This is a genomic window from Parasediminibacterium sp. HNIBRBA5674, from assembly GCF_056745525.1.
In genome coordinates this window covers 39,723-66,438 of the sequence record NZ_JBQWIE010000012.1, presented here as the reverse complement: position 1 = coordinate 66,438, position 26,716 = coordinate 39,723, and the positions used below count along the sequence as shown (strand labels likewise).

General features: G+C 36.5%; 26 protein-coding genes. 19 read left to right on the top strand and 7 right to left on the bottom strand.

Features of this window, described 5'->3' with window-relative positions; genetic code table 11:
• Entirely contained in the window at nucleotides 1-1,683 is a 1,683-nt protein-coding gene (locus ACT9TX_RS07885; RefSeq protein ID WP_481337727.1) for an NAD+ synthase, read from the bottom strand.
• A 114-nt stretch (nucleotides 1,684-1,797) separates the two neighbouring features.
• Between ACT9TX_RS07885 and ACT9TX_RS07880 the strand changes: the two genes are divergently transcribed.
• The 4 genes from ACT9TX_RS07880 (at nucleotide 1,798) to gldB (ending at nucleotide 6,292) form a co-directional block, all read left to right on the top strand.
• On the top strand, nucleotides 1,798-3,072 hold the full coding sequence (locus ACT9TX_RS07880; RefSeq protein ID WP_481337726.1) for a DNA cytosine methyltransferase: 1,275 nt from the start codon (nucleotides 1,798-1,800) through the stop codon (nucleotides 3,070-3,072).
• Entirely contained in the window at nucleotides 3,066-4,139 is a 1,074-nt protein-coding gene (locus ACT9TX_RS07875) for an HpaII family restriction endonuclease (protein WP_481337725.1), read from the top strand. The genes ACT9TX_RS07880 and ACT9TX_RS07875 overlap by 7 nt, the downstream gene beginning before the upstream one ends.
• Before the next feature lie 312 nt (nucleotides 4,140-4,451).
• Entirely contained in the window at nucleotides 4,452-5,168 is a 717-nt protein-coding gene (locus ACT9TX_RS07870) for a hypothetical protein (protein ID WP_481337724.1), read from the top strand.
• Nucleotides 5,169-5,290: 122 nt separating this feature from the next.
• Nucleotides 5,291-6,292, top strand: coding sequence for a gliding motility lipoprotein GldB (gene gldB / locus ACT9TX_RS07865; RefSeq protein ID WP_481337723.1), 1,002 nt, complete (start codon nucleotides 5,291-5,293; stop codon nucleotides 6,290-6,292).
• 130 nt (nucleotides 6,293-6,422) lie between these two features.
• Here gldB and apaG read toward each other — a convergent pair whose 3' ends face one another.
• Nucleotides 6,423-6,809 (bottom strand): Co2+/Mg2+ efflux protein ApaG, encoded by a 387-nt coding sequence (apaG, locus tag ACT9TX_RS07860; protein ID WP_481337722.1) that lies wholly within the window; start codon nucleotides 6,807-6,809, stop codon nucleotides 6,423-6,425.
• Nucleotides 6,810-6,914: 105 nt separating this feature from the next.
• Here apaG and ACT9TX_RS07855 point away from each other — a divergent pair, with 105 nt between their 5' ends.
• Nucleotides 6,915-8,798: a DNA polymerase III subunit gamma/tau gene (locus ACT9TX_RS07855; RefSeq protein ID WP_481337721.1), complete on the top strand. Its 1,884-nt coding sequence runs from the start codon at nucleotides 6,915-6,917 to the stop codon at nucleotides 8,796-8,798.
• A 140-nt stretch (nucleotides 8,799-8,938) separates the two neighbouring features.
• On the opposite strand, the gene ACT9TX_RS07850 is transcribed toward ACT9TX_RS07855, so the two are convergent.
• Complete coding sequence (locus ACT9TX_RS07850; protein ID WP_481337720.1) at nucleotides 8,939-9,349, bottom strand: OsmC family protein; 411 nt, start codon at nucleotides 9,347-9,349, stop codon at nucleotides 8,939-8,941.
• A gap of 143 nt (nucleotides 9,350-9,492) precedes the next feature.
• Here ACT9TX_RS07850 and pnuC point away from each other — a divergent pair, with 143 nt between their 5' ends.
• Both pnuC and ACT9TX_RS07840 read left to right on the top strand, forming a co-directional pair.
• Nucleotides 9,493-10,152 (top strand): nicotinamide riboside transporter PnuC, encoded by a 660-nt coding sequence (gene pnuC, locus ACT9TX_RS07845; RefSeq protein WP_481337719.1) that lies wholly within the window; start codon nucleotides 9,493-9,495, stop codon nucleotides 10,150-10,152.
• A gap of 128 nt (nucleotides 10,153-10,280) precedes the next feature.
• Nucleotides 10,281-10,772: a SixA phosphatase family protein gene (locus ACT9TX_RS07840; protein ID WP_481337718.1), complete on the top strand. Its 492-nt coding sequence runs from the start codon at nucleotides 10,281-10,283 to the stop codon at nucleotides 10,770-10,772.
• 6 nt (nucleotides 10,773-10,778) lie between these two features.
• Here the strand turns inward: ACT9TX_RS07840 and ACT9TX_RS07835 are convergent, their stop codons facing one another.
• Both ACT9TX_RS07835 and ACT9TX_RS07830 read right to left on the bottom strand, forming a co-directional pair.
• A complete protein-coding gene (locus ACT9TX_RS07835; RefSeq protein ID WP_481337717.1) occupies nucleotides 10,779-11,681 on the bottom strand; it encodes a DMT family transporter in 903 nt (300 codons plus the stop codon).
• 27 nt (nucleotides 11,682-11,708) lie between these two features.
• Nucleotides 11,709-12,755, bottom strand: a complete 1,047-nt coding sequence (locus ACT9TX_RS07830) for a glycosyltransferase (protein ID WP_481337716.1) — start codon at nucleotides 12,753-12,755, stop codon at nucleotides 11,709-11,711.
• Nucleotides 12,756-13,038: 283 nt separating this feature from the next.
• Between ACT9TX_RS07830 and ACT9TX_RS07825 the strand changes: the two genes are divergently transcribed.
• From ACT9TX_RS07825 to ACT9TX_RS07800, 6 genes are all read left to right on the top strand, one after another.
• Nucleotides 13,039-13,287, top strand: a complete 249-nt coding sequence (locus tag ACT9TX_RS07825; protein ID WP_481337715.1) for a hypothetical protein — start codon at nucleotides 13,039-13,041, stop codon at nucleotides 13,285-13,287.
• A gap of 165 nt (nucleotides 13,288-13,452) precedes the next feature.
• Nucleotides 13,453-14,079: a nitroreductase family protein gene (locus ACT9TX_RS07820; RefSeq protein ID WP_481337714.1), complete on the top strand. Its 627-nt coding sequence runs from the start codon at nucleotides 13,453-13,455 to the stop codon at nucleotides 14,077-14,079.
• A gap of 118 nt (nucleotides 14,080-14,197) precedes the next feature.
• The gene (locus ACT9TX_RS07815; protein ID WP_481337713.1) at nucleotides 14,198-14,671 is read left to right on the top strand and encodes a hypothetical protein; all 474 of its coding nucleotides are present in this window, start codon (nucleotides 14,198-14,200) and stop codon (nucleotides 14,669-14,671) included.
• 158 nt (nucleotides 14,672-14,829) lie between these two features.
• Nucleotides 14,830-15,546, top strand: a complete 717-nt coding sequence (gene pyrH / locus ACT9TX_RS07810) for a UMP kinase (protein ID WP_481337712.1) — start codon at nucleotides 14,830-14,832, stop codon at nucleotides 15,544-15,546.
• A 145-nt stretch (nucleotides 15,547-15,691) separates the two neighbouring features.
• Entirely contained in the window at nucleotides 15,692-16,993 is a 1,302-nt protein-coding gene (locus ACT9TX_RS07805; RefSeq protein WP_481337711.1) for a TolC family protein, read from the top strand.
• A gap of 35 nt (nucleotides 16,994-17,028) precedes the next feature.
• Nucleotides 17,029-17,253 (top strand): CDGSH iron-sulfur domain-containing protein, encoded by a 225-nt coding sequence (locus ACT9TX_RS07800; RefSeq protein ID WP_481337710.1) that lies wholly within the window; start codon nucleotides 17,029-17,031, stop codon nucleotides 17,251-17,253.
• A gap of 87 nt (nucleotides 17,254-17,340) precedes the next feature.
• Here the strand turns inward: ACT9TX_RS07800 and ACT9TX_RS07795 are convergent, their stop codons facing one another.
• Together ACT9TX_RS07795 and ACT9TX_RS07790 are read right to left on the bottom strand one after the other, a co-directional pair.
• Nucleotides 17,341-18,669 carry a DEAD/DEAH box helicase gene (locus tag ACT9TX_RS07795; RefSeq protein WP_481337709.1) on the bottom strand — a complete coding sequence of 443 codons (1,329 nt, stop codon included), beginning with the start codon at nucleotides 18,667-18,669 and terminating at the stop codon, nucleotides 17,341-17,343.
• A 161-nt stretch (nucleotides 18,670-18,830) separates the two neighbouring features.
• A complete protein-coding gene (locus ACT9TX_RS07790) occupies nucleotides 18,831-19,754 on the bottom strand; it encodes a hypothetical protein (RefSeq protein ID WP_481337708.1) in 924 nt (307 codons plus the stop codon).
• 88 nt (nucleotides 19,755-19,842) lie between these two features.
• Here ACT9TX_RS07790 and ACT9TX_RS07785 point away from each other — a divergent pair, with 88 nt between their 5' ends.
• From ACT9TX_RS07785 to metH, 6 genes are all read left to right on the top strand, one after another.
• The gene (locus ACT9TX_RS07785; protein WP_481337707.1) at nucleotides 19,843-20,943 is read left to right on the top strand and encodes a DUF2891 domain-containing protein; all 1,101 of its coding nucleotides are present in this window, start codon (nucleotides 19,843-19,845) and stop codon (nucleotides 20,941-20,943) included.
• 92 nt (nucleotides 20,944-21,035) lie between these two features.
• Complete coding sequence (locus ACT9TX_RS07780) at nucleotides 21,036-21,452, top strand: OB-fold protein (protein WP_481337706.1); 417 nt, start codon at nucleotides 21,036-21,038, stop codon at nucleotides 21,450-21,452.
• Nucleotides 21,453-21,504: 52 nt separating this feature from the next.
• On the top strand, nucleotides 21,505-22,035 hold the full coding sequence (locus tag ACT9TX_RS07775) for a YceI family protein (protein ID WP_481337705.1): 531 nt from the start codon (nucleotides 21,505-21,507) through the stop codon (nucleotides 22,033-22,035).
• 361 nt (nucleotides 22,036-22,396) lie between these two features.
• Nucleotides 22,397-23,413: a homocysteine S-methyltransferase family protein gene (locus ACT9TX_RS07770; RefSeq protein ID WP_481337704.1), complete on the top strand. Its 1,017-nt coding sequence runs from the start codon at nucleotides 22,397-22,399 to the stop codon at nucleotides 23,411-23,413.
• Nucleotides 23,414-23,455: 42 nt separating this feature from the next.
• Nucleotides 23,456-23,845 (top strand): GxxExxY protein, encoded by a 390-nt coding sequence (locus ACT9TX_RS07765; protein ID WP_481337703.1) that lies wholly within the window; start codon nucleotides 23,456-23,458, stop codon nucleotides 23,843-23,845.
• 48 nt (nucleotides 23,846-23,893) lie between these two features.
• Nucleotides 23,894-26,698, top strand: coding sequence for a methionine synthase (metH, locus tag ACT9TX_RS07760; RefSeq protein WP_481337702.1), 2,805 nt, complete (start codon nucleotides 23,894-23,896; stop codon nucleotides 26,696-26,698).
• Nucleotides 26,699-26,716: the final 18 nt, after the last annotated feature.

Here is a 26,716-nt window from a genome sequence, read left to right as displayed (position 1 = left end):
TTAGCTTAAATATTTACCTACAATTGGTACGCGTCTACCTACACCAAAAGCCTTTGGCGATACACGAATAATTGGGCAAAACTGGTTGCGTTTATACTCATTCGTATTCACCATTTTAATAACTCTATCTACCAATGCAGCATCAAAACCTTGCGCTTTAATTTCTACTGGCCCTAGGCGTTTTTCTATGTATTGAAACAAGATTTTGTCAAGTACTTCATAGTCAGGCAGGCTGTCGCTATCTTTTTGATTTGGACGTAATTCTGCACTTGGTGCTTTCGTAATAATGTGGTTGGGAATAATTTCTTTCTCTCGGTTAATGTATTTAGCCAAAGCATACACTTGCAACTTGTAACAATCACCCAATACACCCAAACCGCCCGCCATATCGCCATACAATGTACCATAGCCTGTAGACAATTCGCTTTTGTTAGACGTGTTTAGCAAGATGTAACCAAACTTATTCGCTATTGCCATTAACAAATTACCGCGGCTGCGGCTTTGCATATTTTCTTCTGCTAGGCTAAATGGTAAGTCTTTGAAAATAGGTTTTAGGGTAGTTAAAAATGCCTCGTACACTTCATTGATGCGAATGATGTCGTATGGGTTGTTAAGGTTTTTACTCAGTGCAACAGCATCGTTTACAGAGTGTTCTGTAGAATAAGGCGAAGGCATTAAAATAGCTCTCACATTCTCGCTACCTAAAGCATCGCAAGCAAGTGCTAATACCACAGCTGAATCGATACCGCCGCTACTGCCCAATATCGCTTTTGTAAAACCCATTTTTTTAAAATAGTCTCTAATGCCTAATATCAACGCATCGTATATCTGAGCGATGTTCAAGGTTTCATCAAGCGTTGCAGGGTTTAATTCTTTGTTAGGCAATCTATCGGCAGGCTCAATAATAGCTGCATCTATGGTGCCATCATCATTTAATACCACACCATCTACTGCTTCTATAAACAAAGGAAACGCCTTACACAAATTGGCATCTTTATCAAAAATTAAACTAGCGCCATCAAACACAATTTCGGTTTGGCTACCTACTGCATTGCAGTAAAACATTGGCAGTTTGTACTTCTGTACATTGGCTTTAATTACCGCCTTTCTATCTTCATCGTGGGTATAATCAAAAGGGCTAGCACTTAGGTTAATCATCACATCGGGCTGCTGTTTTATTAGCTCGTCCATTGGGCAAATGCGGTACAAAGGATTGTCGCCAAGATTCCAAATGTCTTCGCAAATAGTTACTGCCAAACGCTTGCCTTTAAATTCAACAATCTGCCACTCGTATGCAGGTTCAAAGTAGCGGTACTCATCAAACACATCGTAAGTAGGTAATAAGGTTTTATGAATTTCGGCTATTATTTTTTGCTCGTACAAAAAGAAAGCAGCGTTAAACAAATCTTTCCCTTTTACATGAGGATTACGTGCAGGCGCACCCACCAACACACCAATAGTATCGGCATGTTGTTTTATCTCATCGATAGCGGCGTAACATTTATTTATAAAGTCGCTAAACTCAACAAAATCTCTAGCAGGATAGCCACAAATACTCATTTCGCTAAACACAATCAAGTCAGCTTGTTGTGCTTTTGCATGGTTAATAGCCTCAATAATTTTTGCGGTATTATTGTCGAAGTTGCCAATATGATAATTCTGCTGTGCGAGGAAGATTTTCATGGGGCAAATTTAGGAAAACGAGGCAGGAACACTTACTTAACAAATTTTGTATTTTCAAATCTTCGATAAAACAGAAATTAAAATTGAAAGATTCATTACATTGCCGCAATAACGATGAAACAGAAATTGATGCAGTTTAAAGATAAAATATCACTGGAAGAAATTAGTGGTAAGCAATTTAAAATTAGAATTGTGGAACCAGAAAATAACCAAGAAGCCGTTATTACTCACTTTCTACATAACAATACAAACGGGGTTTCTAAATTTTATAAACCAGATGCAGTATTGTTTACAAAAGAGTTACTTCAGCGTAAGTATCCCGAACAAGAAATAACAAATATCGCCGCAGAAGAAGCTCTCCAATACGGCATTTTTGAAACTTTTGATGTGCCCTTTTTACCAACCACAAAGCCAAAATTTAAGTTCATAGATTTATTTGCAGGAATAGGAGGGTTTAGAATTGCGATGCAAAATCTTGGTGGTAAATGCATATTTACTAGCGAGTGGGATAAAGATGCAAAGAAAACTTACAAGGCAAATTTTGGTGAAACCCCTTTTGGTGATATAACAAAAGAAGAGGTTAAATCGTATGTACCAAAAGATTTTGACTTATTGTGTGCTGGATTTCCTTGTCAAGCATTTTCTATTGCTGGTAGAAAAGCTGGATTTGAGGATACACGAGGGACACTTTTTTTTGAGGTTGCTGAAATAATTAAAAGAAGAAAACCAAAAGCATTTTTTCTTGAGAATGTAAAAGGTTTAAGAAGTCATAACAAAGGCGCAACTCTTAAAAGAATTTTAGAAGTGTTAAGAGACGATTTAAATTATTTTGTTCCTGAACCTAAAATTATAAATGCAAAGGACTTTGGTGTTCCACAAAATCGTGAACGCATTTATATCGTTGGATTTAGAAAAGATTTGGGAATTACTGAATTTGACTACCCTACACCTATAGAAAAGAAAGTTTCCTTTGCTGATATTAAAGAGTCTAATGTTGTTCCAACGAAGTACTATTTATCTAATCAATATTTAAAAACATTAGAAAATCATAAAGCGAGGCATGAGGATAAAGGCAATGGTTTTGGTTTTGAAATAATCGCTGATAGTGGTATCGCTAATGCAATAGTTGTTGGTGGCATGGGAAGAGAAAGAAATTTAGTTATTGATAATCGAATAACTGATTATACGCCTACAACCCATATAAAGGGCGAGGTTAATCGAAAAGGAATAAGAAAAATGACACCAAGAGAATGGGCAAGATTACAAGGATTTCCAGAAAATTTCGTAATTCCTGTTGCAGATGCATCCGCTTACAAACAGTTTGGAAATTCGGTTGCTGTTCCTGCAATTGAAGCTACTGCAAGAAAAATAATAGAAAAAATATGTTAGTTGGAAATAAAGGCGAATGGAGTGAATTATACGCTCTATTAAAACTCATTTCAGATAAAAAATTATTTACTGGTGACGCAGATTTGAATAAAGTTGAAGAGCTTTTTTACCCTATAATCAAAATAATACGTGCAGAGAGTGGTGGTAACTTTGAATATGAATTATCAGGTGATTTAGTGTTTGTCTCAGATGGAGAAAAAAAAATTGAAATGCCAATAAGCATATTTCAAACAAATGCTACCTATCTCTTAAAAGAAATTAAATCATCAAAAAGCACTTTCAAGTTTCCTGAACTAGAGGACTTTTTTAAAAATATTAATTGTCACACAGTAAAAGCTAAATCTACCAAGAAAACAGACATTGTAATCGTTGTACATGATTTAAGATTAAATCAAAACGTTGAACTTGGTTTCAGTATTAAATCTCAGTTGGGAAACGATTCAACACTTTTAAACGCAGGTAAGTCAACAAATTTTATTTATGAAATATTAGACTACAAGCCTAACGATTTAGAAATAGAGAAAATTAATTCCATCGATACTAGAAGTAAAATAAAAGATAGGATAGAATTTGTTACAAATCAAGGTGGGGTTCTAAAGTTTGTAAGTCTTGAAAATTCGATTTTCCAAAATAACCTAATCTTAATCGATAGTCTTTTACCAAATATTCTTAGTGATGTCTTGAAGATTTTTTTTGCTTCACCATTGACTTCAACTTTAGATATTGTGCATAAAGTTAATGAGGATAATCTTCTCAATTTTGATAAACAATTTGCTCATGCTTTTTATGAGTATAAAATAAAAAGATTTCTAACAGACGTTGCATTAGGCATGATGCCAGCCTCAGTTTGGTCTGGTATTTATGATGCAACAGGCGGGTATTTAATTGTGAAAGAAGATGGCGATGTTTTATGCTACCATATTTACAATCGAAATGCTTTTGAAAACTACTTATTTAAGAATACAAAACTTGAAACTGCAAGCAGCTCAAGACATGAATTTGGAAAAATTTATTCGGTAGATGGAAAATTCTATTTTAAACTGAATTTACAAATTCGTTTCAAGTAATAATTCACCCCTTCTTTTTCCAAAAAAACCACCTTTTATTTCCTTTACAGCCGCTTATTTCAAAAAAGAGTTCATAATTTTTTTTAAATGGGGAGTTATTTTAAATAAGCTGGCATAATGAAAGTAAAACAAGCTCTTTTTTAAAATAACTGAGCATTTTAGTTTCAAAATGCCCTCTTTTTTTAAGAAAGTGGGAAAATGATGTTAAAATTATCCACAAATTTAAAAATACAAGGCTTCGACCTTTGCTTATATTTATTTTCTGTTCTATTTTAGTACTAACTATTTATAACCAATTAAACATTAGTAATTATGAGCAGAAAGTTTTTATTAAGTCCAGATGCCGCCGCAGGTGGTGGCACTACACCTAGCACAAGTACCTCAACTAGTAAAAAAAGTTTGATACCAAGCGATGAGGGCAAACTATGGGATGTAGCCGATGCAGTAAGTGCTAAATGGGCTACCGTACCGCAACTTGTGTGCTTTTGGAAAACCCAACCTGCCTTTGCTAAAGATGTGCAAGACCTTGGGCTAATTATGGGTAAAAGAAATGCATCGGGTGGTAATGTAACGCCACAAGCTGCATCGCTTGAAACATTAGATGCTAAAGTGAAAAAAGGGATAGAAAAACTAAAATTGTATTTGCAAGATAAATACGATGGCAAGGTTGCTGCGCAAAAGCAATATCCAAGATTTGGCATTGTAAAGCAGGGTAGCAACTATGTATTGCCAGCAGATAGAGATGACCGCCTTAAAAGCTTTGACCTATTGCTACCAGCTATTGTAACAGATGGCTTGGGCGATAAAGAATACGGCACTGCCTTTTGGACACAGCTTAAAGCAGATTATAAAGCAGCATTAAAACTTAGTAAAGCTAATTTACAAGCCATCAGTGGCCTTGTGGGGCAAAAGAAAACACTATTGGCAGAGGTGCGCAAAGCATTAAAAAGTATTCTGCGCTTGCTAGAAGGTAACTATCCTGACACTTACGAAAACGTTGCAAGAGAATGGGGCTATACAAGGGGATAAACAGTTTTGCATAAAGCACACAAAGCAAATCGTCTCACGCTTCTTGTTAAGTAAATACCAAATACTTTGTGTGCTTTACCTACTTTGTAGCTTTGTGTGAAACTTTACCCTTAATTCGCACCATGAAGAAAACGCTTTTGGCAATGGCTGTACTGTTGGCAGCTTGTGGCTCTAAAAAAAAAGTACCTGATGTAAGCGCTATAAAAGTTGACTTACAAACCACTCGTTTTGAACAGGCTTTTTTTAAGGTAGATACTACCAATATTGATGCGTCGTTACAACAACTACACACTACTTATCCTGGCTTTACGCAAGATTTTTTGTACAATATTTTAGGCACACATAACAATGTAGATAGTGCTAGAAAAGATGTGGTGGCTTTTACCACTAGCTACAAACCTTTGTACGATTCTACACAGATTATTTTTAAAAACTTTGCCCCAATAGCGCAGCAAGTGCAGCAAGGCTTGCAATTTGTACACTATTATTTTCCTAAATATCCGTTACCTAAGCAGTTAATTACGTTTGTTGGCCCTATTAATAGCTATGGCAATATTATTACGCAAGATGGCCTAGCGGTAGGCTTGCAATTGTACATGGGTAATCAATATTCGCTGTACCAAACTGAGGCTTTTCAAGGTTTGTATCCTGCTTATGTATCTAGGCGTTTTACACCAGATTATATACCGGTTAATTGCCTAAAAAATGTGGTAGATGACATTTACCCAAGACAAAATAGTGCTAAGCCTTTGGTAGAACAAATGGTAGAAGCTGGCAAGCGCTTATACTTGCTAGATGCATTTTTACCCAATGCAGATGATACGTTAAAAACAGGCTACACGAAAGAACAATTGGCTACTTGCTACAAAAACGAGAGCAATATTTGGGCATTTTTTATTGAGAATAATTTGCTGTACGAAACAGATCCCAACAAAACCAATCCTTACCTAAACGACGGGCCTAACACACCAGAAATTAATACCACCGCACCAGGTTTTATTGGGCAATTTGTAGGCTGGCAAATAGTGAAAAAATGGGCAGCGAAAAACGACAAAATCACTTTGCAACAATTGTTGGCTACGCCAGCTAGAAAAATATTTGATGAGGCAAGGTATAAACCATAGGAAAACTTCACCACATAGACACAAAGGCACAGAGGATTTTCTTAAAATAATATTGATCAAATGCTACACTATCTAAAGCAAGTTATAAGCAATTTGCTATGTGGCTATATGTCTATGTGGTTATGAATAACTAATTATACTTTGTTGGCACAATCATTTGAAAAGCAGGAATATTTACCTTAAAACGTTGTTTGGTATTTAGATTTTCTAAGGTATACGTACCGTGCATTTTACCCATTTCGGTGCGTAAGTTGCAGCCACTACTATATTGAAATTGTTGGCCGCTTGTAATAACTGGTTGCTGCCCCACAACACCTTCACCTTCTACTTCTCTTTGTTCGCCATTGCTATCAAAAATATGCCAGTGGCGGGTTAATAATTTTACAGCAAACGCATTGCTATTTTCAATGGTAATGCGGTAGGCAAACATAAACTCATTGTTCAATGGGTTACTATAATCTGGCTGATAGTACACTTCTACGCTTACTTTAATACCTGCAGAAATTTTGCTTACCATTTTACGTCTGTTTTTATAAAGGTAGAAGAAAAATTTACAAGTTGCAAGTTTCTAGTTACACGTTTTTTTAGCCTACATTTGACATTTTCGTACCGATGTTTTTTTATGGATAAATTTATTGTTTCAGCACGTAAATACAGACCCCAAAACTTTAATACAGTTGTTGGGCAAAGTCATATTACCACTACACTAAAAAATGCCATTAAAAACAATCAATTAGCACATGCTTTTTTGTTTTGTGGGCCACGTGGTGTGGGTAAAACTACTTGTGCTAGAATTTTAGCCAAAACCATCAACTGCACCAATCAAACACCTGAAGGCGAAGCTTGTAACACTTGCAATAGCTGCGTATCGTTTGATGCAGGTACGTCTATGAATATTCATGAGTTAGATGCTGCTAGTAACAACTCGGTTGATGATATAAGAAGCCTAGTAGAACAGGTACGTTTTGCGCCACAAGCTGGTAAATACAAAGTGTATATTGTGGATGAGGTGCACATGTTGAGTACGAGTGCCTTTAACGCATTTTTAAAAACACTTGAGGAACCGCCACCGTATGCCATTTTTATATTGGCTACTACAGAAAAGCACAAAATTTTACCGACCATTTTAAGTCGCTGCCAAATATTTGATTTTAAGCGTATTACAACTAACGATACCGTTGAACATTTACAAGAAATTGTAGACAAAGAAGCCATACAAACCGATAAAGCTTCGTTGCAAATTATTGCGCAAAAAAGCGAAGGTTGTATGCGTGACGCATTGAGTATTTTGGATAAAATAGTAAGCTTTACCAATGGTGAAGTGAACTACCAAAACACACTTGAGCACCTTAATATTCTTGACCACGACTATTACTTTAAGCTGCTAGAAGCCTTACTAAAACAAGATATGGCAGGCGGTATGTTGCTATACGATGAAATTAATAGAAAGGGTTTTGAAGGTGATTTGGTGCTAAACGGTTTTGCAGAATTTATTCGCAATATCTTGGTGTGTAAAGATGCTCGTGCAGTAAAGCTACTTGATGTGGTAGAAGGTATGCAAGAAAAATATGTAGCTACCGCAGCTAGTGTAAATGCAGGCTATTTGGTAAGCGCATTAAACATACTCAACGAGGCCGAAGTAAACTTTAAAATGGCTCGCAATAAGCGCTTGCACGTAGAGTTGGTAATCATTAAGCTCAACTTTTTGCAGCAAGCCATTGAAATGTCTATGGGCGATAGCGGCTTAGTAAAAAAAAAACGAGCTGATGGACCAATAGCTATTAAAACCAAGCCTGTAAGTTCTATACAAATAAAACAAGCTACAAGCGTTAGTAAACCTGCTGAGCCTAAGTTGTATATTCAGCTAGATGTGAAGCCGTCGATAGTCGATAGACCACAGACGATAGAAATGCAGCCGACTGTTGACCGTAGACCATCAACCGAAATACCAGCAGCGAGTAACCTGCAACCTGTAACCAATAATTACCAACCAGCAACTAGCTATCAACCATTACCAAGCTTTGGCGCAAGCAATCTTACAGATGGCTCATCTAAAAAAAGTGTGCTAGATGTATTGCGTGAAAAATATGGTGATAGATATAGTATTCAAGAAGTTGAAGACCCAATACCACTAAGCATAGAAACATTGCAAGGCCATTGGAACTATTATGCCGATAAACTAAAAGAAGAAAACAAACACTCGCAGGTAAATGCGTTTAATACCGCCAAACTGGTAATAGAAAACGATAGTGTGTTTAATGTAATTGTTGATAGCTCGTTACAGCAAAAATTTATTGAGCAAGAGAAAACGATGATGCTTGACTTTTTGCAACGCAAATACCACAACCGTATGGTAATGTTCAATTTTATTATTGAAGAAGGTGAAAAAGAAGATGTGCCTTTGCATTTTCAGCTAAATGGTAAGCAAAAGTTTGAGCGTATTGCAGAGCAATATCCTTTGGTAAAAGAATTAAGAGATAGATTGAAATTGGATATCGCTTTTTAGAAAAAGAATAGCAACACAGATGACGCAGATTCTGAAAGATAAAACTGATTTTTCTGCATTTATTTAAAAAGAAACACCGATAACACAAATAGATTAGTCATAAATTTCTATCTGAGTTATCGGTGTTCTTATCAATACTTTTACAGTAAAGTTGCTTCGCTGCTAATAGCTGTGTTCAGCAATTTAGAAATTGGGCAATTTGCTTCAGCATTTTTTACCGCCGCTTGAAAAGCATCGTTATCAATACCTGGCACTTTTGCAGTTACAATTAAGTGCGATTTGGTAATAGCACCATTTTCAAACGTTAACTCACATTTGGTTTCTAGTGTTTCTGGTGTAAAACCTGCCTCACCAATTACAAAACTCAACTTCATTGTAAAGCAACCTGCGTGTGCTGCTGCCACAAGTTCTTCAGGGTTAGTACCTACACCTTCTGCAAAGCGAGAGTTAAATGAATATTGTGTTTTGTTAAGCGTGGTGCTTTGGGTAGTTAAGTTACCATTACCTTCTTTACCGCTGCCGTTCCATACAGCTGATGCGTGACGTATCATAATTGTTTTGTTTATTGGTTTGAAATAAATTAAAGAGCCAAGGTAAACAATCATTGCAAGCTATTAGGCATCTCTATGTTATTTTTCTTTAATCGAAAGACAAAATGGTGTAATCATTCTGTTCAAATAATCAGTTGTTATATTTGAGGCTAATCATTCTCAACTACGTGGATATATCTACCATTATTCAAGAATTTATTACAGGTATTAAGCAAACAACCTTACTAGAATTTGTTGCCGTTGTTACTGGTATTACCTGCGTATTTTTTAGCAAAAAAGAAAATATTTTAGTGTACCCAATAGGGCTTATTAGTACTATTATTTACACATACATTAGTTTAAAAGGTAGCCTTTTTGGCGAAGTAAGTGTAAATGTTTACTACACCATTATGAGCATTTACGGTTGGATTTTATGGACCAAAAAAGATGCGCAGCAACATTTGGTAGTACATATTACCAAGTCTACTACAAAAGAGTGGCAGATTCAACTGGGGATTTTTGCAGCCTTTTATGTTGTTATCTACGTTTGTTTATATTGGCTAAAACAAAATTTCTCGCCAGGCGCAATTCCTTGGGCCGATGCATTTGCAAGCGCTACAGCTTACACAGGTATGTGGTTAATGGCTAAGAAAAAAGTAGAAAGTTGGATTTGGTGGATTTTAACCAACACAGCTTCTATACCATTGTATTTTGTAAAAGGTTATGTATTTACAAGTGTTCAATACGTTGTTCTGTTAGTGCTAGCAGTTGCTGGCTTAATTGAGTGGACTAAAAGAGAAAAAGCATTAAAGACTAGTGCTTAGTAAACTATCATGATCATTTGTAAGCATTCATTTACATTTTGCAAATATCTGTTTACTGAAAATATAGAACCATAATTGTGCATTTACTTAAAAGCGGTCGTACTTTGCAGTAAAGTACCCCTTTGAAAATGAAACACATTCTTATTATTCGTCATGCAAAGAGTAGTTGGGATTTAACAGCACTTACTGACTACGATAGACAATTAAACGAACGCGGCCACAACGATGCACCAATGATGGCTAAGCGATTACTAGAAAAACAGATTGCCATAGATGCTTTTGTATCTAGCACGGCTGTAAGAGCTTTAACTACAGCTACCTATTTTGCCGCTATTTATGAGCAAAAGGAAGAAGCTATTTTAAAGTTTGACGAATTGTATAATGCTTCAGCCAATACCATTTTAAAAGTAGTTACAGGTTTACCAAAAACTATCGAAACAGCCGCTTTATTTGCACACAATCCTGGCGTAACAGATTTTGCCAATACACTTACCACCACTCAAATTGATGACATGCCCACTTGCGGCATTTTTGCTGTGAAGGCGCATTGCGATACTTGGGCAGATTTTAAAAGTGCTAAGAAAGAATTCTGGTTCTTTGATTATCCCAAAAATGTGTAGTCAGTTTTAGTCAACCACGGTATCAATATCTCGCTTTTTATTGGCAAGAAACACACCGCTAAAAATTAATACTGCAGCCAATATTTTTACCAAAGACAAATGTTCATGAAATAAAACCATGGCTGTAATGGTTGCAAATACTGGCTGTGTGTAAACGTACGTGCCTGTAATAGAAGGCCCTAGGTGAGAGATACCATAAACGATAAATAGATACGCAATAAACGTAGCGCCTATTACCACAAAAAATAACGATACCCAATGTGTGAACTCAAAAGCCGCCCAGTTGGTGTTTGCAAAATCCTTCATGCCTATGGGTAAAATAACGGTAGCACCAAACAAAAACACCCATCTTGTTACATGCAAAGGGCTGTAGCGGGCCATTAATGGCCTTACTAAAACCAAGTAAAATGCGTACGATACCGCATTTAAAATAATAAACAAATCTCCCAAAAACATATCCTTACCTTCTGCATTAGATACTCTAGAAAAAATGAGCGTAGCAGCACCACTTATGCCAAGCAGTAAGCCTAAGATTTTATTACGTGTAAGTTGCTCTTTTAACAGCCACGCTGCAATAATGGTGATGGCTATAGGCGTACTTAAAGCTAATAGAGACACATGTATAGGGCTTGATAATGAAGCTCCTTTAATAAAAAATATTTGATTAATAGCTACGCCACAAATACCGCAAACTATAAAACGAGGTAAGTCTTTTTTATCAATACCAGCTTTTGTATCGCTAAAAAAACGCAGTAACCAAAATAGCAATAATGCAGTACCTACACGTGCCACATTTAGTGCAAATGGTGGCATTACACTTGGTGTAATATGCTTTACAGCAACCACACAAGCACCAAAGAAAAAATTAGCGATTAAAACGGCAATATGAGCTTTAAATTTTGTATTCATGTAGGCGACAAAAGTAAGGATGCCTTTTTAGCCAATGGTATTTTCTATAAAAGCGGTAATAAAATCTTGTAAGCCGCTTGGCGAAACTTGTGGTAATTGATAATGAAAGTTTTCAGCTGCTTTTATAGTTTTCGCAAAATGAAACGCTTGCTGTGTAACACTAAAACACCAACCTTGCTGTTGCAGTTTCTGGGCTAGATATTCTTGTTCAGTTTGGCCTGGTGTAGGTATTAAAATTGCTTTTTTTTGCATGGCTAATAGTTCCATTAAAGTTGTATAGCCGCTTCTACAAATCAAATATTTGCTTTTGGTAAACACATTGCCTAAATCGTTACCATTTAAATGGTTAAATACAGTAACATTTTCTGGTACAATAGGTGTCTCTAAAGCTTTGGGTAAACCTCTAACTAGCACAATTTTACTGCTTATGTTTTGCTTTTCAATTTGTTGTAAAATAATGTTTTCTAAAGCTGTGCGTTGCGGTTCTGGACCACTAAGGCTTATGCAAAAATCATATTCTTTTTCTTGGTTAATAGCCACATCAAAGCGAGATAGTGGCCCGATGTAATGCATCGGTATTTGGGGCAAATGTTTTGGATGCGATAATGTGCCAGCAATATTATTATCGTTTTCAAAATCAGGTACCCAACAAGCATTGTATTGTTGAATGTATTGATAATTAACTTTTTGCAGTAATTTTTCTACAATACCTAGTGGTGCTTTTATTTGTAATTGATGTGTTATAAATATGCAATGTGCTTTTTTGCTATACAACCCATATCTGTTATCGCTGATAACAATATCTATTTTGTGTTCATCAATAATGCCATCTAGCCAAGCATGTTCTTTTTTAATTGCAGTAGCAATTTTTGGTAATTGTTGTAAAATACTTAAAGTCAACAATTTAGGATGCTTGTTGTACGTTATATCGTAACCTTGTAAGTGTAAAAAAGAAAGGTTTGAAAATTCTTGTTGTAAAAGCTGTTTTTGTACATCATTGCAGGCAATAATCACCTTGCAATTGCTATTTAACAATGCTTTTATTATAGAAATGCAACGTGTCGCATGACCCAAACCCCAGTCAAGTGGGGCGATAAGTACTATTGGTATGTTAATTTTTGCTTTAATTTTTATTAAAATTAGCGTTTAGACATTTATTTTCAATCATTTGCATTAATTTTACATTACCATTATGAAAAACAGGATAAACTTATTTGTTCTTTCGATGTTATTTATTTTGATTACCATGGCATCTTGCAAGGTTTTTTCAAAATCGGCGTCAAAAAAACAGTGTATGTGTCCTGAGAGAAAAATTGTTGGATAATTAAATTTTAAAACAAAGTTACCCCTCTTTGTTATGAAAACTGGAAATCGTGATTTGCTTGTCTTGATGAAACATGATTCTGTTAGCGAAGCTGCAATGGAACATGAAATTAATTTATTGAACAATCTCCTGTACAGCGTAGAAAGCATCCACAGCTTTTGCATTGCTAATGAAGTGATTGATGTAAATAAATATAAAATCATCCAGAAACCACATTTAATTCAGCAAGCTATTAGAGAAAAGAGCCACAAGCCATTTGTTTTTGTTTGTAACAAAAATTAATTCTCTTTTATCTTGTATTTCTGCAACCCTAGTATTTCTTGGGTTGCTCCTCGTATACATATTATACACAGTCGTTTCTTATCGAAATGTGAAATTTTCTCACTTACAATATTTTATATAGATATTTAGCACTAGTTTTGATGTTTAAACATTAAAATTGATATAATGAGCTTAATACAACGATTAAAGTGGCGCTATGCTACCAAAAAAATGTCTGGTGAAAAAGTACCAGCAGAAAAAGTAAACAACATTCTTCGTGCAACACAATTAGCAGCTTCTTCGCTTGGTTTACAGCCGTACACAATTCTTGTAATTGAAGACCAAGCAACAAAAGAAAAATTAGCACCAGCTGCTTACAACCAACCACAAATTGCTGCTTCATCGCAGTTATTAGTTTTTTGTGCTTGGACAGATATTACTGATAAAGAAGTAGTTGCCTACATTGAAAACATTGCTAAAACTCGCAACGTTTCTACAGAGAGTCTTGCTGGTTTTAAAGCAATGATTGATGGTTCTATCGGCAACTTAACAGTAGAACAAAAACAAATTTGGGCTTCAAAACAAATCTATATAGCACTAGGTACTGCTTTAGCAGCCGCGGCTTCAGAAGAAGTAGATGCAACACCAATGGAAGGTTTTAACCCTCAACAATTTGATGAGATTTTAGGCTTAGAAGCCAAAGGTTTAAAATCTGTAGTTATTATGCCTATTGGTTACCGTGCAGCAGACGACCATTTAGCTAGCGCAGCGAAAGTAAGAAGAGATCAATCTGAATTATTTCAGTTTATTTAATAGTTACACCAACTTTAACCTAAGCCACTCTTTTTGCAAAGAGTGGCTTTTTTATGCAAAATATGATAGGTTGCAATGATTTTGAAGTTTTCAAAGTCATTTGTATAAAATTATACTTATGTCATCTTACAAAATTCTACTTGTTGGCTTATGCCTTATACTATTTGCAAATAGCTGTAGCAAAAAGGAGGATGAAAAAAAGCTTAATCAAAGTAGTAAAACTTTTATCTATTATAACAATAGCAAAATAGATACTACAGCTGGCAACATCATTAATGGCGGTAATTTTACAGTGTTTGAATACAACTATGTTCATCCTGATGACCCTGCTATTGCTGATGATGAAGTGTCAGATAAAATTATTTTTCAAATACCAGTAGCACAAACGAGTTTTTCAATTGCTGACGATGAAATTACAATTGCTGTTTTTAAACGCTGGCGTTATTGTTTTTGCTTTTTTATCGGTCCATATATTAATTATGGCGGCACAATTAATGGTATAAAACATAATAGTAGTTGGATTATTAATGGTATTATCAAAACATCAAGTAACGAAATCATTGATATATCTGGTACTTATATGTTGAAATGATGACACGATTATCCAAGTATAAAGCATGGATTAACGGTAATGGTAGCGTAGTAACACGTGCAAGCAAGATATATCAACTAGTGGTATCATCTTTATAAATAAAGGCTTGGAACATCTGCAAAAAAGCGGGTTATTTGCAGCAATTAAAAATCAATTTCATGCTACCTAAGTACAAACGTGTTCTTTTAAAATTATCTGGTGAAGCTTTACTAGGCGATCAACGCAATGGCGATCCATTTAACCCTAAAATTATAGAACAATACGCCCATGATATTAAAATGGTTACCGATATGGGTGTACAGGTGGCAATTGTAATTGGTGGTGGTAATATTTACCGTGGTATGAATGAGGCTGATAGTGGTATAGAACGTGCTCATGGTGATTACATGGGTATGCTTGCAACCGTAATAAATGCCATGGCTATGCAGGCTATGCTTGAGAAAATTGGTGTGTATACCCGTTTACAAAGCGCTATTAATATGGAGCAAGTAGCAGAACCATATATTCGTAGAAAAGCATTGCGCCACTTAGAAAAAGGCCGTGTAGTAATTTTTGGTGCTGGTACCGGCAACCCATATTTTACAACAGATACAGCAGGTAGCTTACGTGCTATAGAAATGAAAGCTGATGTAATTTTAAAGGGTACAAGAGTTGATGGTATTTACGATGCTGACCCTGAAAAAGATCCTACAGCTACTAGATTTGAAAAATTATCTTACCAAGATTGTATAGGCAAAAACCTAAAAGTGATGGATATGACAGCCTTTACACTTTGTATGGAAAATAAAATGCCAATCATTGTATTTGACATGAACCGCCCTGGCAACTTATTGCAAGTGGTAGAAGGTAAAGATGTAGGTACTTTAGTAAGCTAAGAAATATTGATTGTAAAATGCACTTACTTATATGGCTGACTATAAAAACCATGTAAGTAGGTGCATTTGCAGTTTTATACCTTTTGTAACAACCGTTGATGTAATTACTATTGTTAACTGTGTTAATGCAAGATAACTTCACTTTATGAAGAAAATACCATTCGTTTTATTGGGGCTTTCTATAACAGCATCTGCATTAGCGCAGCAAAAGTTAACTCTACAAGATGCAATAAACACGGCACTAAAAAACAGCTACGATATTCAATTAGCTAAAAACAATCTTGAAGTAAATACCATCAATAACCATATTGGTATTGCAGGTGGTTTGCCTACGGTTTCCGCTACGGCCAACGATAACGAACAGCTTACCAATATCAATCAAAAGTTTTCTGACCCATCTCGTAATGCACAGCAAACTGGCGTTGCATCAAACGTACTTACAGCTGGTGTTACAGGCACTATTGTATTATTTAATGGTTACCGTGTAGTTGCTACTAAAAATCGTTTAGAGCAATTACAACAGCAAAGTAGTTCGCTACTAAATGCACAAATACAAAGCACTATTGCTAGCGTAATGACAAAATACTACGATGTAGTAAGACAACAGAGTTACCTGAAAACTATTGCGCAATCTATTGAAGTATCAAAACAAAGGCTGAGCATTTTACAAACACGTAGAGATGTTGGCTTATCTAACAATGCTGATTTGTATCAAGCACAATTAGATGTAAATGCTTTGATGCAACAGCAGCAAGCACAGCAACTAGTTATAGACTTAGCTAAAACAGATTTGCTGAACTTGATGTCGTCAAAAGCTGATAGTAGCATTTTTATTAGTGATACAATTTTGGTAAATAATAACCTTAGCCTTGATGCTATTAAAACAGCTATCAAAAACAATCCTGAAGTATTGGCTGCAGAGCAGCAAATAAAAATTAATGGTTTAATAGAAAAAGAAACTGCAGCACAACGTTATCCAACCGTAAGAGCAAATACTGGCTTTAACTTTAGCAACAACAAAACTGCTGGTGGTTTTACCTTGCTCAACCAAAGCTATGGACCATTTATTGGGCTTAATGTAGCTATCCCTATTTATAATGGTAGCGTATTTAAACGTCAGCAAAAAATAGCAAGCATTAATACCAAAAGCGCAGAAACACAACGTGACTTATTATTACGAGATTTTGAAGCCAATGCAGTGCGTAGTTATCAATCTTATACCAATACTTTACAGCAACTAAAAACAGAGAACGATAATTACCAACTATCGCTAAAATTATTAGACTTAGTATTGCAACGCTTTCAACTTGGCCAAGCAACTATAATAGATGTAAAGCAAGCGCAACAAAGTTTTGAGAACGAAGGCTACAGACTTGTAAACCTAAGCTATGCAGCAAAAGCAGCAGAAATTAGCTTGCAGCAAATAGCTAATAAATTGACATTTTAACTAAACAAACACTTCACCTTTAATAACAAAACATTATGGCAACAACAAAATTAACCATCAATAACAATGGCTCGGTACGTGTAGAAGGCGACTTTGAAATTGTAGATATGCAAGGTAATACGTACGACCTTGGCGGTAGAGAACTAGTATCTATTTGCAGATGTGGTTTATCTAAAAACAAACCTTTTTGCGATGGTGCGCATCGTGGGCATTTTGAGCATGAAGCTGTAGCTTTTGCTTTACCGCCTAAAAAAGTTTAGTTTTTACCACATAGACACAATAGGCACATAGGTTTTACGAAGAATATTTTTTGCATAAAACGCTATGTGTCTATGTGGTAAATAAATTTACTTCGCTACTTCTATTTTTACTTTTTTGTTTTTAATTCGTTCATCACGAATCAAGCGCAGCGCTTCGCCTACTTTATTTTTACGTACAGCCACAAAGCTGAAAAAGTCTTTTACTTCAATTAAGCCAATATCTTCTTTTTTCAATTGTCCTTTATTACCTAAAAAGCCTACAATATCTATCTTGTTTACCTTGTCTTTTTTGCCTGCGGCAATAAACAACGTGGTCCATTTTGGTTTTTCTGGTAAAGGGCTATTATCTGGTACTACTAATTCTTCAATGCCTTGGTCTATAAATTCTGGTAATGTTTCGCCTGTAGATAATAATAAAATAGCCGTACCACTTGCTTCCATACGGGCGGTTCTACCATTGCGATGCACAAATACGTCTTCTGTGGCCGGTAAGTGATAATGTATAATGTAGCGAATATTAGGAATGTCTAAACCACGAGCAGCTAAATCGGTTGTTACCAACACATTGGTACTGCCATTTCTAAATTTACACAAAGCACTATCTCGCTCTTGCTGTTCTAGCGCACCGTGGTAAAATTCGTTGCTAATGCCTTGCTTTGCCAATAAATCACTCGTTCGATTTACAGATTCTCTATGATTGCAAAACACAATAGTAGAACGATTGCCTAAGTGACATATCAGTTTAAACAATGTTTCTATTTTATCCTTATCAGCGCTTAATACTTTTTGTACTATTAGTTTATTGCTCGTATCTTTTTCTGTAGGTAAATAATTTAAGCGCTGTGCGTTGGTTAGGCCTAAAAAATCTGGTATGTCAACAGCTTCTGTAGCAGATGTTAAAATGCGCTTTTTAATAGATGGCAAACTACTAATGATAAAAGACACTTCGTCTTGAAAACCAAGTTCTAGCGATTTGTCAAATTCATCCAATACCAAAGTAGTAATGGTATCTATAGTTATGCTGCCTCTACGAATGTGATCGGCCAAGCGGCCTGGTGTACCTACAATAATGGCTGGTGGCTGAATGAGATTGTTTTCCTCGGTTTCACGCTTGTGGCCACCATAGCAGCTTGTAATTTTTAAGCCTGTACCCATTTGCTTAAATACCTCTTCTATTTGCTGCGCTAGCTCACGAGAAGGAACAATTATTAATGCTTGTGTATTCTTATTGGCAGCATCTAAAAGCGGCAACACAGGCAGCATAAAAGCGAGTGTTTTACCAGAACCTGTAGCAGATAATAATATCACATTATCGTGCTGTGCATTGGCTGTAAGCGATGCTTCTTGCATCGGGTTTAAAGCATCTATTTTAAGATTTGCCAATATAGTGGCGGTGGAAATATTTGAATGTTGCATTGTGCCGCAAACCTACGGCTTATTTTGTGTAGTACTGTGTTTGTAATGCGCTACATGCTTGCTGCATAACGATAAGAACGTACAAGAGTGCGACGCAACGATGCTAAATAGTAGTACTATTGCTGGTTACATAAATGAATATCTCTTAAAAATAGCGTTACTTAAAGCTTAAAATACACCATAAATTCTGCATAAAAAACCGATGTTAAATCCTTTTCTGATGATGGCGTGGTATTTCTAGTTTGCGATATAGGAATACCAAAACGTGGCGTAAGCGTAACGGTGGTGCTTGTGTAAATAGGGTTGGTAGGTAAGGCCAATGTGGGTGTAAATGAAAGACCCCATTTTTTGGCATCGTAGCTTACTGGCACAGATAGTTCGTAATCTAGCAATGTTAAGCCTGTACTTCTATTGGTGATAACAGTGTTAGAACTTACAGTTGCGCCATTGGGTTGCTGTGCGTTTTTACCAGCCCTTCTGCTAGTATAGCCTTCATAAAAATTAAGTGTGCTTAAATAAGTATTTACAGTAGGTGTAATGGTCCATTGATTATCTTCTTTACCAATGGTGAAGTCTCTTGATAAGCCTGCGTTTAAAGAGAAGTCAGTTTTATTGGCAAACATCACATCTGCACCAGTATTTATCTGTAGCGCACCAAAGTCGTAGCTCAATGTAAAGCCACCATTGCCTTTAATATCACTTTGAATATTGGTGCTAGATTGGTTGTAAAAATATTTATCTGCATATACACTACCAGATAGCTTTTTAGTAATGTCAAACTCGTAACCAGCTTCTAGTGTGTACAAGTCTATTCTACTTTCTTCTTTTGAAGCTAAATAGGATAAAGATGCATTGGCATACACACCACTTTTGTGATAATAACCAATGCTTGGTGTTACGTAAGGCGTAGCTAAAGAATCTTTACGGCCATAATACACAGAGTTTGATAAATAGCTTAGCCCCGCTTTGAAGTAACTCTTTTCGGCACTCGCTTCAGATGAACTGCTTTGTGCACAAGCTGTAGCAGATAATAACAAAGCAATAGCTGACAATTGTGAATAACGTTTAAGGTTGCTGATAGGCATAGCATTTTGTTTTAGTTTATACAAACTTACAGAAACATCTGTTACCTATCATTTGTTGATTGCTTACATTCACCTTAAAATATTACACATGAAATACCTTGTAATTGCAGTACTTAGCTTTTGTGTAAATGTTGTGCAAGCACAAACAAAACCGTTTTTTACCGTTGCAAAAGATAGTAGCAAACTTGAACTGACAGAAGCAGGGGCATCGCACCTTGCAAGTTTACCGTTAAAATGTATTGAGCAAGAGTTTCCTAATAAAACTAGCCACACATCTACCACAGCAGCAGACCATGTATTACTGCCAAAGCAAATGCACCCGGCCTTTTATGGCTGTTTCGATTGGCATAGCACTGTTCATGGCCATTGGATGTTGGTGCGCTTGCTTAAGCAATTTCCTAATTTGCCAGAAGCTTCAAAAGCAAGAGCGACTATTAACAGAACCATTACCAAAGAAAACATTATTCAAGAGTTAAAATACTTTGAAGCACCACTTAACAAAAACTATGAGCGTACTTATGGCTGGGCTTGGTTGCTAAAATTGCAACAAGAACTACTAACATGGAACGATGCTGACGCTAAAAATTGGAGCGCCGCTTTGCAACCAATGTGCGATACCATTGTAAGCTTTTGGCTAAAATATTTACCAAAACAAACGTACCCTAACCGCACAGGTGTGCATCCTAACACAGCTTTTGGGTTGGTATTTGCACTTGATTATGCTAAAACCGTAGGCAATACCAATTTTGAAAATGCCATTGTTGCGGCTGCAAAAAAACTATACCTAAAAGATAAAAATGCCCCTAGCCAGTGGGAACCAGATGGTACAGATTTTCTGTCGCCATCGCTTGAAGAGGCAGATTTAATGCGCCGTGTGTTACCTAAAACTGAGTTTATACAATGGTTTAATCAATGGATTTCGCCAAGTGGCTTGCAACACTTAACCCAATTGCCGGTTGTTTCTGATAGAAACGATTTTCAAATAGTACACCTAGATGGTTTGTGCTTTAGCCGTAGCTGGTGCATGAAAGGTATTGCTACTACTTTGCCTGTAACCGACAAGCGTAAAGCCATTTTGCAACGCTCGTCTATCAATCATTTAAAAGCTAGCTTGCCCAATATTGCTAGCGGTAGCTATGGTGGCGAACATTGGCTAGCAAGCTTTTCTGTGTACGCTTTGGTAAATTAATGAGTTAGGGAATATTTGTACATGCAACCATTTGCGCTGCTTTTTCGATAGACTAGCATAGTATTTTTGCACCCTAATTGTAATACACAACTATGAAAAAGAAAATTATATTAGCTGGTTTAATAGCTGCTGTTATTGGAGGTATTGGTGTTTGGTATTTTGTATTTTACAAACCCACTCATTTCAAACGTGATGTTGCCGATGAACAAGCCATCAACGTTACTGCTGTAAAAATTGTCAGCGATTTTTTAGCCAATGAAGATTCTGCCAACAAAGTATATCTTAACAAAGCCATAGCTATTACTGGCGAAGTAATTGAAGCTAAAAAGAACCAAGATGGCAAGCCTACTGTTACTTTAAAAAGCAACGATAGTTTCTCTAATATTTATTGCACATTAAAAGATGATGCTGGGCAAATTCAAGGTGGTACTACCATTACTGTAAAAGGTATTTGCACTGGTTATTTAAGCGATGTTGTAATTATCGATGCCATCATTGTAAAACCATAAAATCGCTTCTCTTGTCATGCTGACGAAGGAAGCATCTAACAAAAAAATTAACATGAAAAAGTATTTATTTTTAGTTGTTGCCTTGTTCTCTTTAGCAACAACATTTGCCCAAAAAACATACGCTACAAAGGCCGCACAGGTAAAGTTTTTCTCGCACACACCTGCTGAAGATATTTCTGCCATTAACAATCAAGCCGTAAGCAAGCTAGTAAGCAATACTGGTGACGTTATGTTTAGTGTATTAATCAAAGGTTTTCGTTTCGAAAACGAATTGATGCAGGAACACTTTAACGGTGCAGATTACATGAACAGCACTAAGTTTCCTAAGGGCGAGTTTAAAGGCAAAATCACCAATATTGCCACTGTAAATTTTGCTAAAGATGGCACTTATAAAGTTACTGCTACAGGTACATTAACCATTAAAGGCGTTACTAAAAATGTATCTGCAACTGGCACTATTACCGTTGCTAAAGGCATTGTAAGTACCAAAAGTGCTTTTAAAATAAACGTAAAAGACTATGGTGTAGATGGCAGTGATGTAGCCAAAGACCTAGAAATTACGGTTACCGCTAAATACGAGTAATAAATCATCTTTGGTAAATAACCATCCGCCTGTTACTTTTGCAGTAGCAGGCGGATTTGTTTATTGTTCAACCTGCTCAACAATTTTGAACTAATAAACGGGCCCATATTCTTCACACTACAAGGATTTGCTACTCGTTAAAATTTCAAAATTTTTATTATTTGTTGGTCGGCAGTAGTACTACTATGTAGCGCCGGTTGCGTCGCACACTTGTACATTTTGCAGCCATCAGCATTTACCTACAATAAACACCAATTGTCATTCTGAGGTACGAAGAATCTAATTGTAAAAAAAGATTTCTCAATCTCAATTTTATAATCACTATGTGCCTTTATGGCTATGTGGTACAATGTTTTCAGCTATGAGCATTAGACAAGATTTAGAAAAAAGAATACTCGTAATAGATGGCGCTATGGGCACCATGATTCAGCGCCATAAATTAGAAGAAGCCGATTATCGTGGTGAGCGATTTGCAGATTGGCCAAGCGATGTAAAAGGCAATAACGATTTGTTGAGCATCACCAATCCTGAAATTATTATTGGTATTCACTTACAATATTTAGAAGCAGGTGCAGATATTATAGAAACCAATACGTTCAGTAGCACTGTAATTGCACAAGCAGATTACGACATGCAAGCATTGGCTTACGAGATGAATGTTGCTTCTGCACAATGTGCCCGTAAAGCCATTGAGCGTTATCAAGCTGCACATCCTGATTCGTTACCAAAATATGTGGCAGGTGCTATTGGACCACTAAACAAAACCTTGTCGTTGTCACCAGATGTAAACAATCCTGGTTACAGAGCCGTAACATTTGATGAGGTGGTGGCAGCTTATACCGAGCAAATTCAAGGTTTGGTTGATGGTGGCGTAGATATTATTTTGATAGAAACCATTTTTGATACCTTAAATGCAAAGGCAGCCATTTTTGCTACCAAGCAATTCTTTAGAACCAAAGGTTTACCAGAATTACCCATCATGATTAGCGGCACTATTACCGATGCTTCTGGCAGAACCTTAAGCGGACAAACTTTAGAAGCGTTTTATATTTCTGTAAAACATGCCAATCCAATTAGCATTGGTTTAAACTGTGCTTTAGGTGCGCAAGAAATGCGTGGCCACATAGAAGAGCTAAGCAATATTGCAGCGTGTTATACATCGGCTTACCCAAATGCAGGCTTACCAAATGCCATGGGTGAATACGATGAGCAACCACATCAGACCGCACATTTTATAGAAGAATGGGCCAAAGACGGGTGGGTAAATATTGTAGGTGGTTGTTGCGGCACCACACCAGATCATATAAAACATATAGCAGATAATGTAAGAAAACTGCAGCCAAGAGTGTTACCAGTGGTGGAAGCATCTATTGTGTAATATTTTAACCACAACGACAAAGCGACACAGAGAAACACAACGATGCAGATACAACTTTCTGAAACAGAAAACGAACTAGGAAAAGCTATTTACGATGTAGCGTTCAAAATACATCGCAAACTTGGTCCAGGGTTACTTGAGAAAGTTTACGAAGAATGTTTTTGCTATGAATTATTTCTACGAAACATTCCTTTTAAAAAGCAAGTTAAAGTGCCAATTCTCTATGAGGATTTAGAAATTGAAGACGGCTTACGATTGGATATTCTTGTTGATGGTAAAATTATTGTTGAATTAAAAGCACAAGAAAATGACCATGCCATTTGGGAAGCTCAACTATTGAGTTATCTAAAATTAACAGGATTAAGACTTGGGTACATCATAAATTTTCATACACCATTAATTAAAGACGGTATAAAAAGAAGAATTCTTTAACGTTGTGAATCGTTTGTCGATGTGACGTTGTGGTTCAAAAAAAAGAAAATGACAACTATAAAACCTTACTTACGCTTATCTGGTTTAGAGCCCTTAATCGTTAGGCCAGAAACAAATTTTGTGAATGTTGGTGAGCGTACCAATGTAACTGGTAGTAAAAAGTTTGCCCGATTGATTTTAAACAATCAATACGAGGAAGCTTTATCTGTAGCACGTCAGCAGGTAGAAAATGGCGCACAAATTTTAGACGTAAACATGGATGACGCCTTGCTAGATGGTGTACAAGCCATGACCACGTTTATCAACTTGGTACAAAGCGAGCCAGACATTGCTAAAATACCAATAATGGTAGATAGCTCTAAGTTTGAAATTATTATGGCGGGTTTAAAATGCATTCAAGGTAGGTGCATTGTAAACTCTATTTCTATGAAAGAAGGCGAAGCCAAATTTATAGAGCAAGCACACATTTGCAAAGCATTTGGCGCAGCGGTAATTGTAATGGCTTTTGATGAAAAGGGTCAAGCAGACACGCTAGAAAGAAAGGTAGAAATTTCTGAAAGGGCTTATAAGATATTAACTGAACAAGTTGGTTTCGAGCCGCAGGATATTATTTTCGATATCAACGTATTTGCCATTGCTACTGGCTTAGAAGAACATAATAATTACGGTGTTGATTTTATAGAAGCTACACGCATTATCAAGCAAAAATATCCTCTAGTAAAAATTAGCGGTGGTGTAAGTAATCTGTCCTTTTCGTTTCGTGGTAATGAACATGTACGTGAAGCCATGCACTCTGTTTTCTTATACCATGCCATTAAAGCTGGTATGGATATGGGTATTGTAAATGCTGGCCAATTGGTGGTTTACGATGAAATTGAGCCAACCTTAAGAGACTTGTGTGAAGATGTAATTTTAAACAGAAACAACGATAACAACGAAGCCACAGAAAAACTGATTGCTTTTGCTGAAACGGTAAAAGCCAAAGGTAAAGTGGTAGAGAAAGATGAAACTTGGCGCCAAGCAAGTGTAGAAGAGCGTTTAAAACATTCATTGGTAAATGGTATTACCGAATACATAGATGCAGATACCGAAGAAGCTCGTTTAAAATATCCAAAGCCACTAGATGTTATTGAAGGACCGCTAATGGATGGGATGAATTTTGTTGGCGACCTGTTTGGTGCGGGTAAAATGTTTTTGCCACAAGTAGTAAAAAGTGCTCGTGTAATGAAGAAAAGTGTGGCCGTATTAACGCCATACATTGAGCAAGAAAAAGAAGAACGCAAGCAAGCCCATTTGGCCGCAGGCACAGTAAACGAAGAAGGCGCAGGCGCTGCTAAAATATTATTAGCTACCGTAAAAGGTGATGTGCATGACATTGGTAAAAACATTGTGGGTGTGGTTCTTGGATGTAATGGCTACGATATTATAGACCTTGGTGTAATGGTGCCAACAGATAAAATATTGGATGCAGCTATTAAGCACAATGTAGATATTATTGGCTTAAGCGGTTTAATTACGCCATCGCTTGATGAAATGGTGCACATTGCACGTGAAATGAAACGTCGTGGTATGACGCAGCCTTTATTAATTGGTGGTGCGACTACTTCTCGTATGCACACGGCCGTGAAAATTGCCCCAGAATATGATAATGGTGTGATTCATGTACTTGACGCAAGTAGAAGTGTAACCGTTGCTGGTAGCTTGTTAAATGCAGATAATAAGCCTGTATTGTTAAACCAGATTACTGAAGAATATACCAGACTAAAGCATGGTTTTGATAATAAAAAATCAGCCAAAAACTACTTAACCTATGCCGATGCATTGAAGAAAAAAGTAGCCATTGATTGGGAAAATTATCAGCCAATAACACCAACACTTACTGGCACTAAAGCGTTTCCTGATTTTGACCTAGCTGAATTACGTGATTATATTGATTGGAAACCTTTCTTTATCGCTTGGGAAATGCATGGTAATTTTCCTGCTATTTTAACCGATGAAATTGTAGGTAAAGAAGCCACTAAATTGTACCAAGATGCCAATGCATTGCTAGATAAAATTATTGCTGAAAAATGGCTAACCGCAAAAGGTGTCATTGGTTTTTGGCCAGCAGAAAGTAGCGATGATACTGTCATTCTGAGCGTAAGCGAAGAAGCTAACGTAATTAGAGAAGTTAAGCTTGAATTCTTGCGCCAGCAAATACAAAAAGCAGCTGATCAACCGAATTTATCGCTTGCAGATTTTATAAAACCAGCCCCCCTAAATCCCCCCAAAGGAGGGACTTTGGAAACCCACAATCTTAAAGGTTCAGACTCTTTCAAGAACCCCCTATTGGGGGGCAGGGGGGCTGCTGATTACATCGGTGCCTTTGCTGTAACCATTGATGGTATTGAGCCACACATTAAAGCCTTTGAAGCTAGTTTAGATGATTATAACAAGATAATGCTACAAGCTTTAGCCGATAGGCTAGCAGAAGCTTTTGCAGAATGCTTACACTTAAAAATACGTAAAGAATATTGGGGCTACGCAACTGAAGAGCATTTAACCAACGATGAATTAATTCATGAGAAATATTTAGGTATTCGTCCTGCACCAGGCTACCCTGCTTGCCCAGATCATACTGAAAAATACAAGTTATTTGATTTGCTACAAGTAACCGAAAACGTTGGTATTACCTTAACTGAAAGCTTGGCTATGTATCCTGCATCATCAGTGTGTGGTTGGTATATCAGCCATCCTCAAAGCCAATATTTTGGTGTGGGTAAATTGCAAAAAGACCAAGTAGAAGATTATGCTAAACGCAAAGGCATGAGCTTTGAAGAAATAGAAAGATGGTTGCGTCAAAATATGGAATAACGCTTAGTAAAATATTGG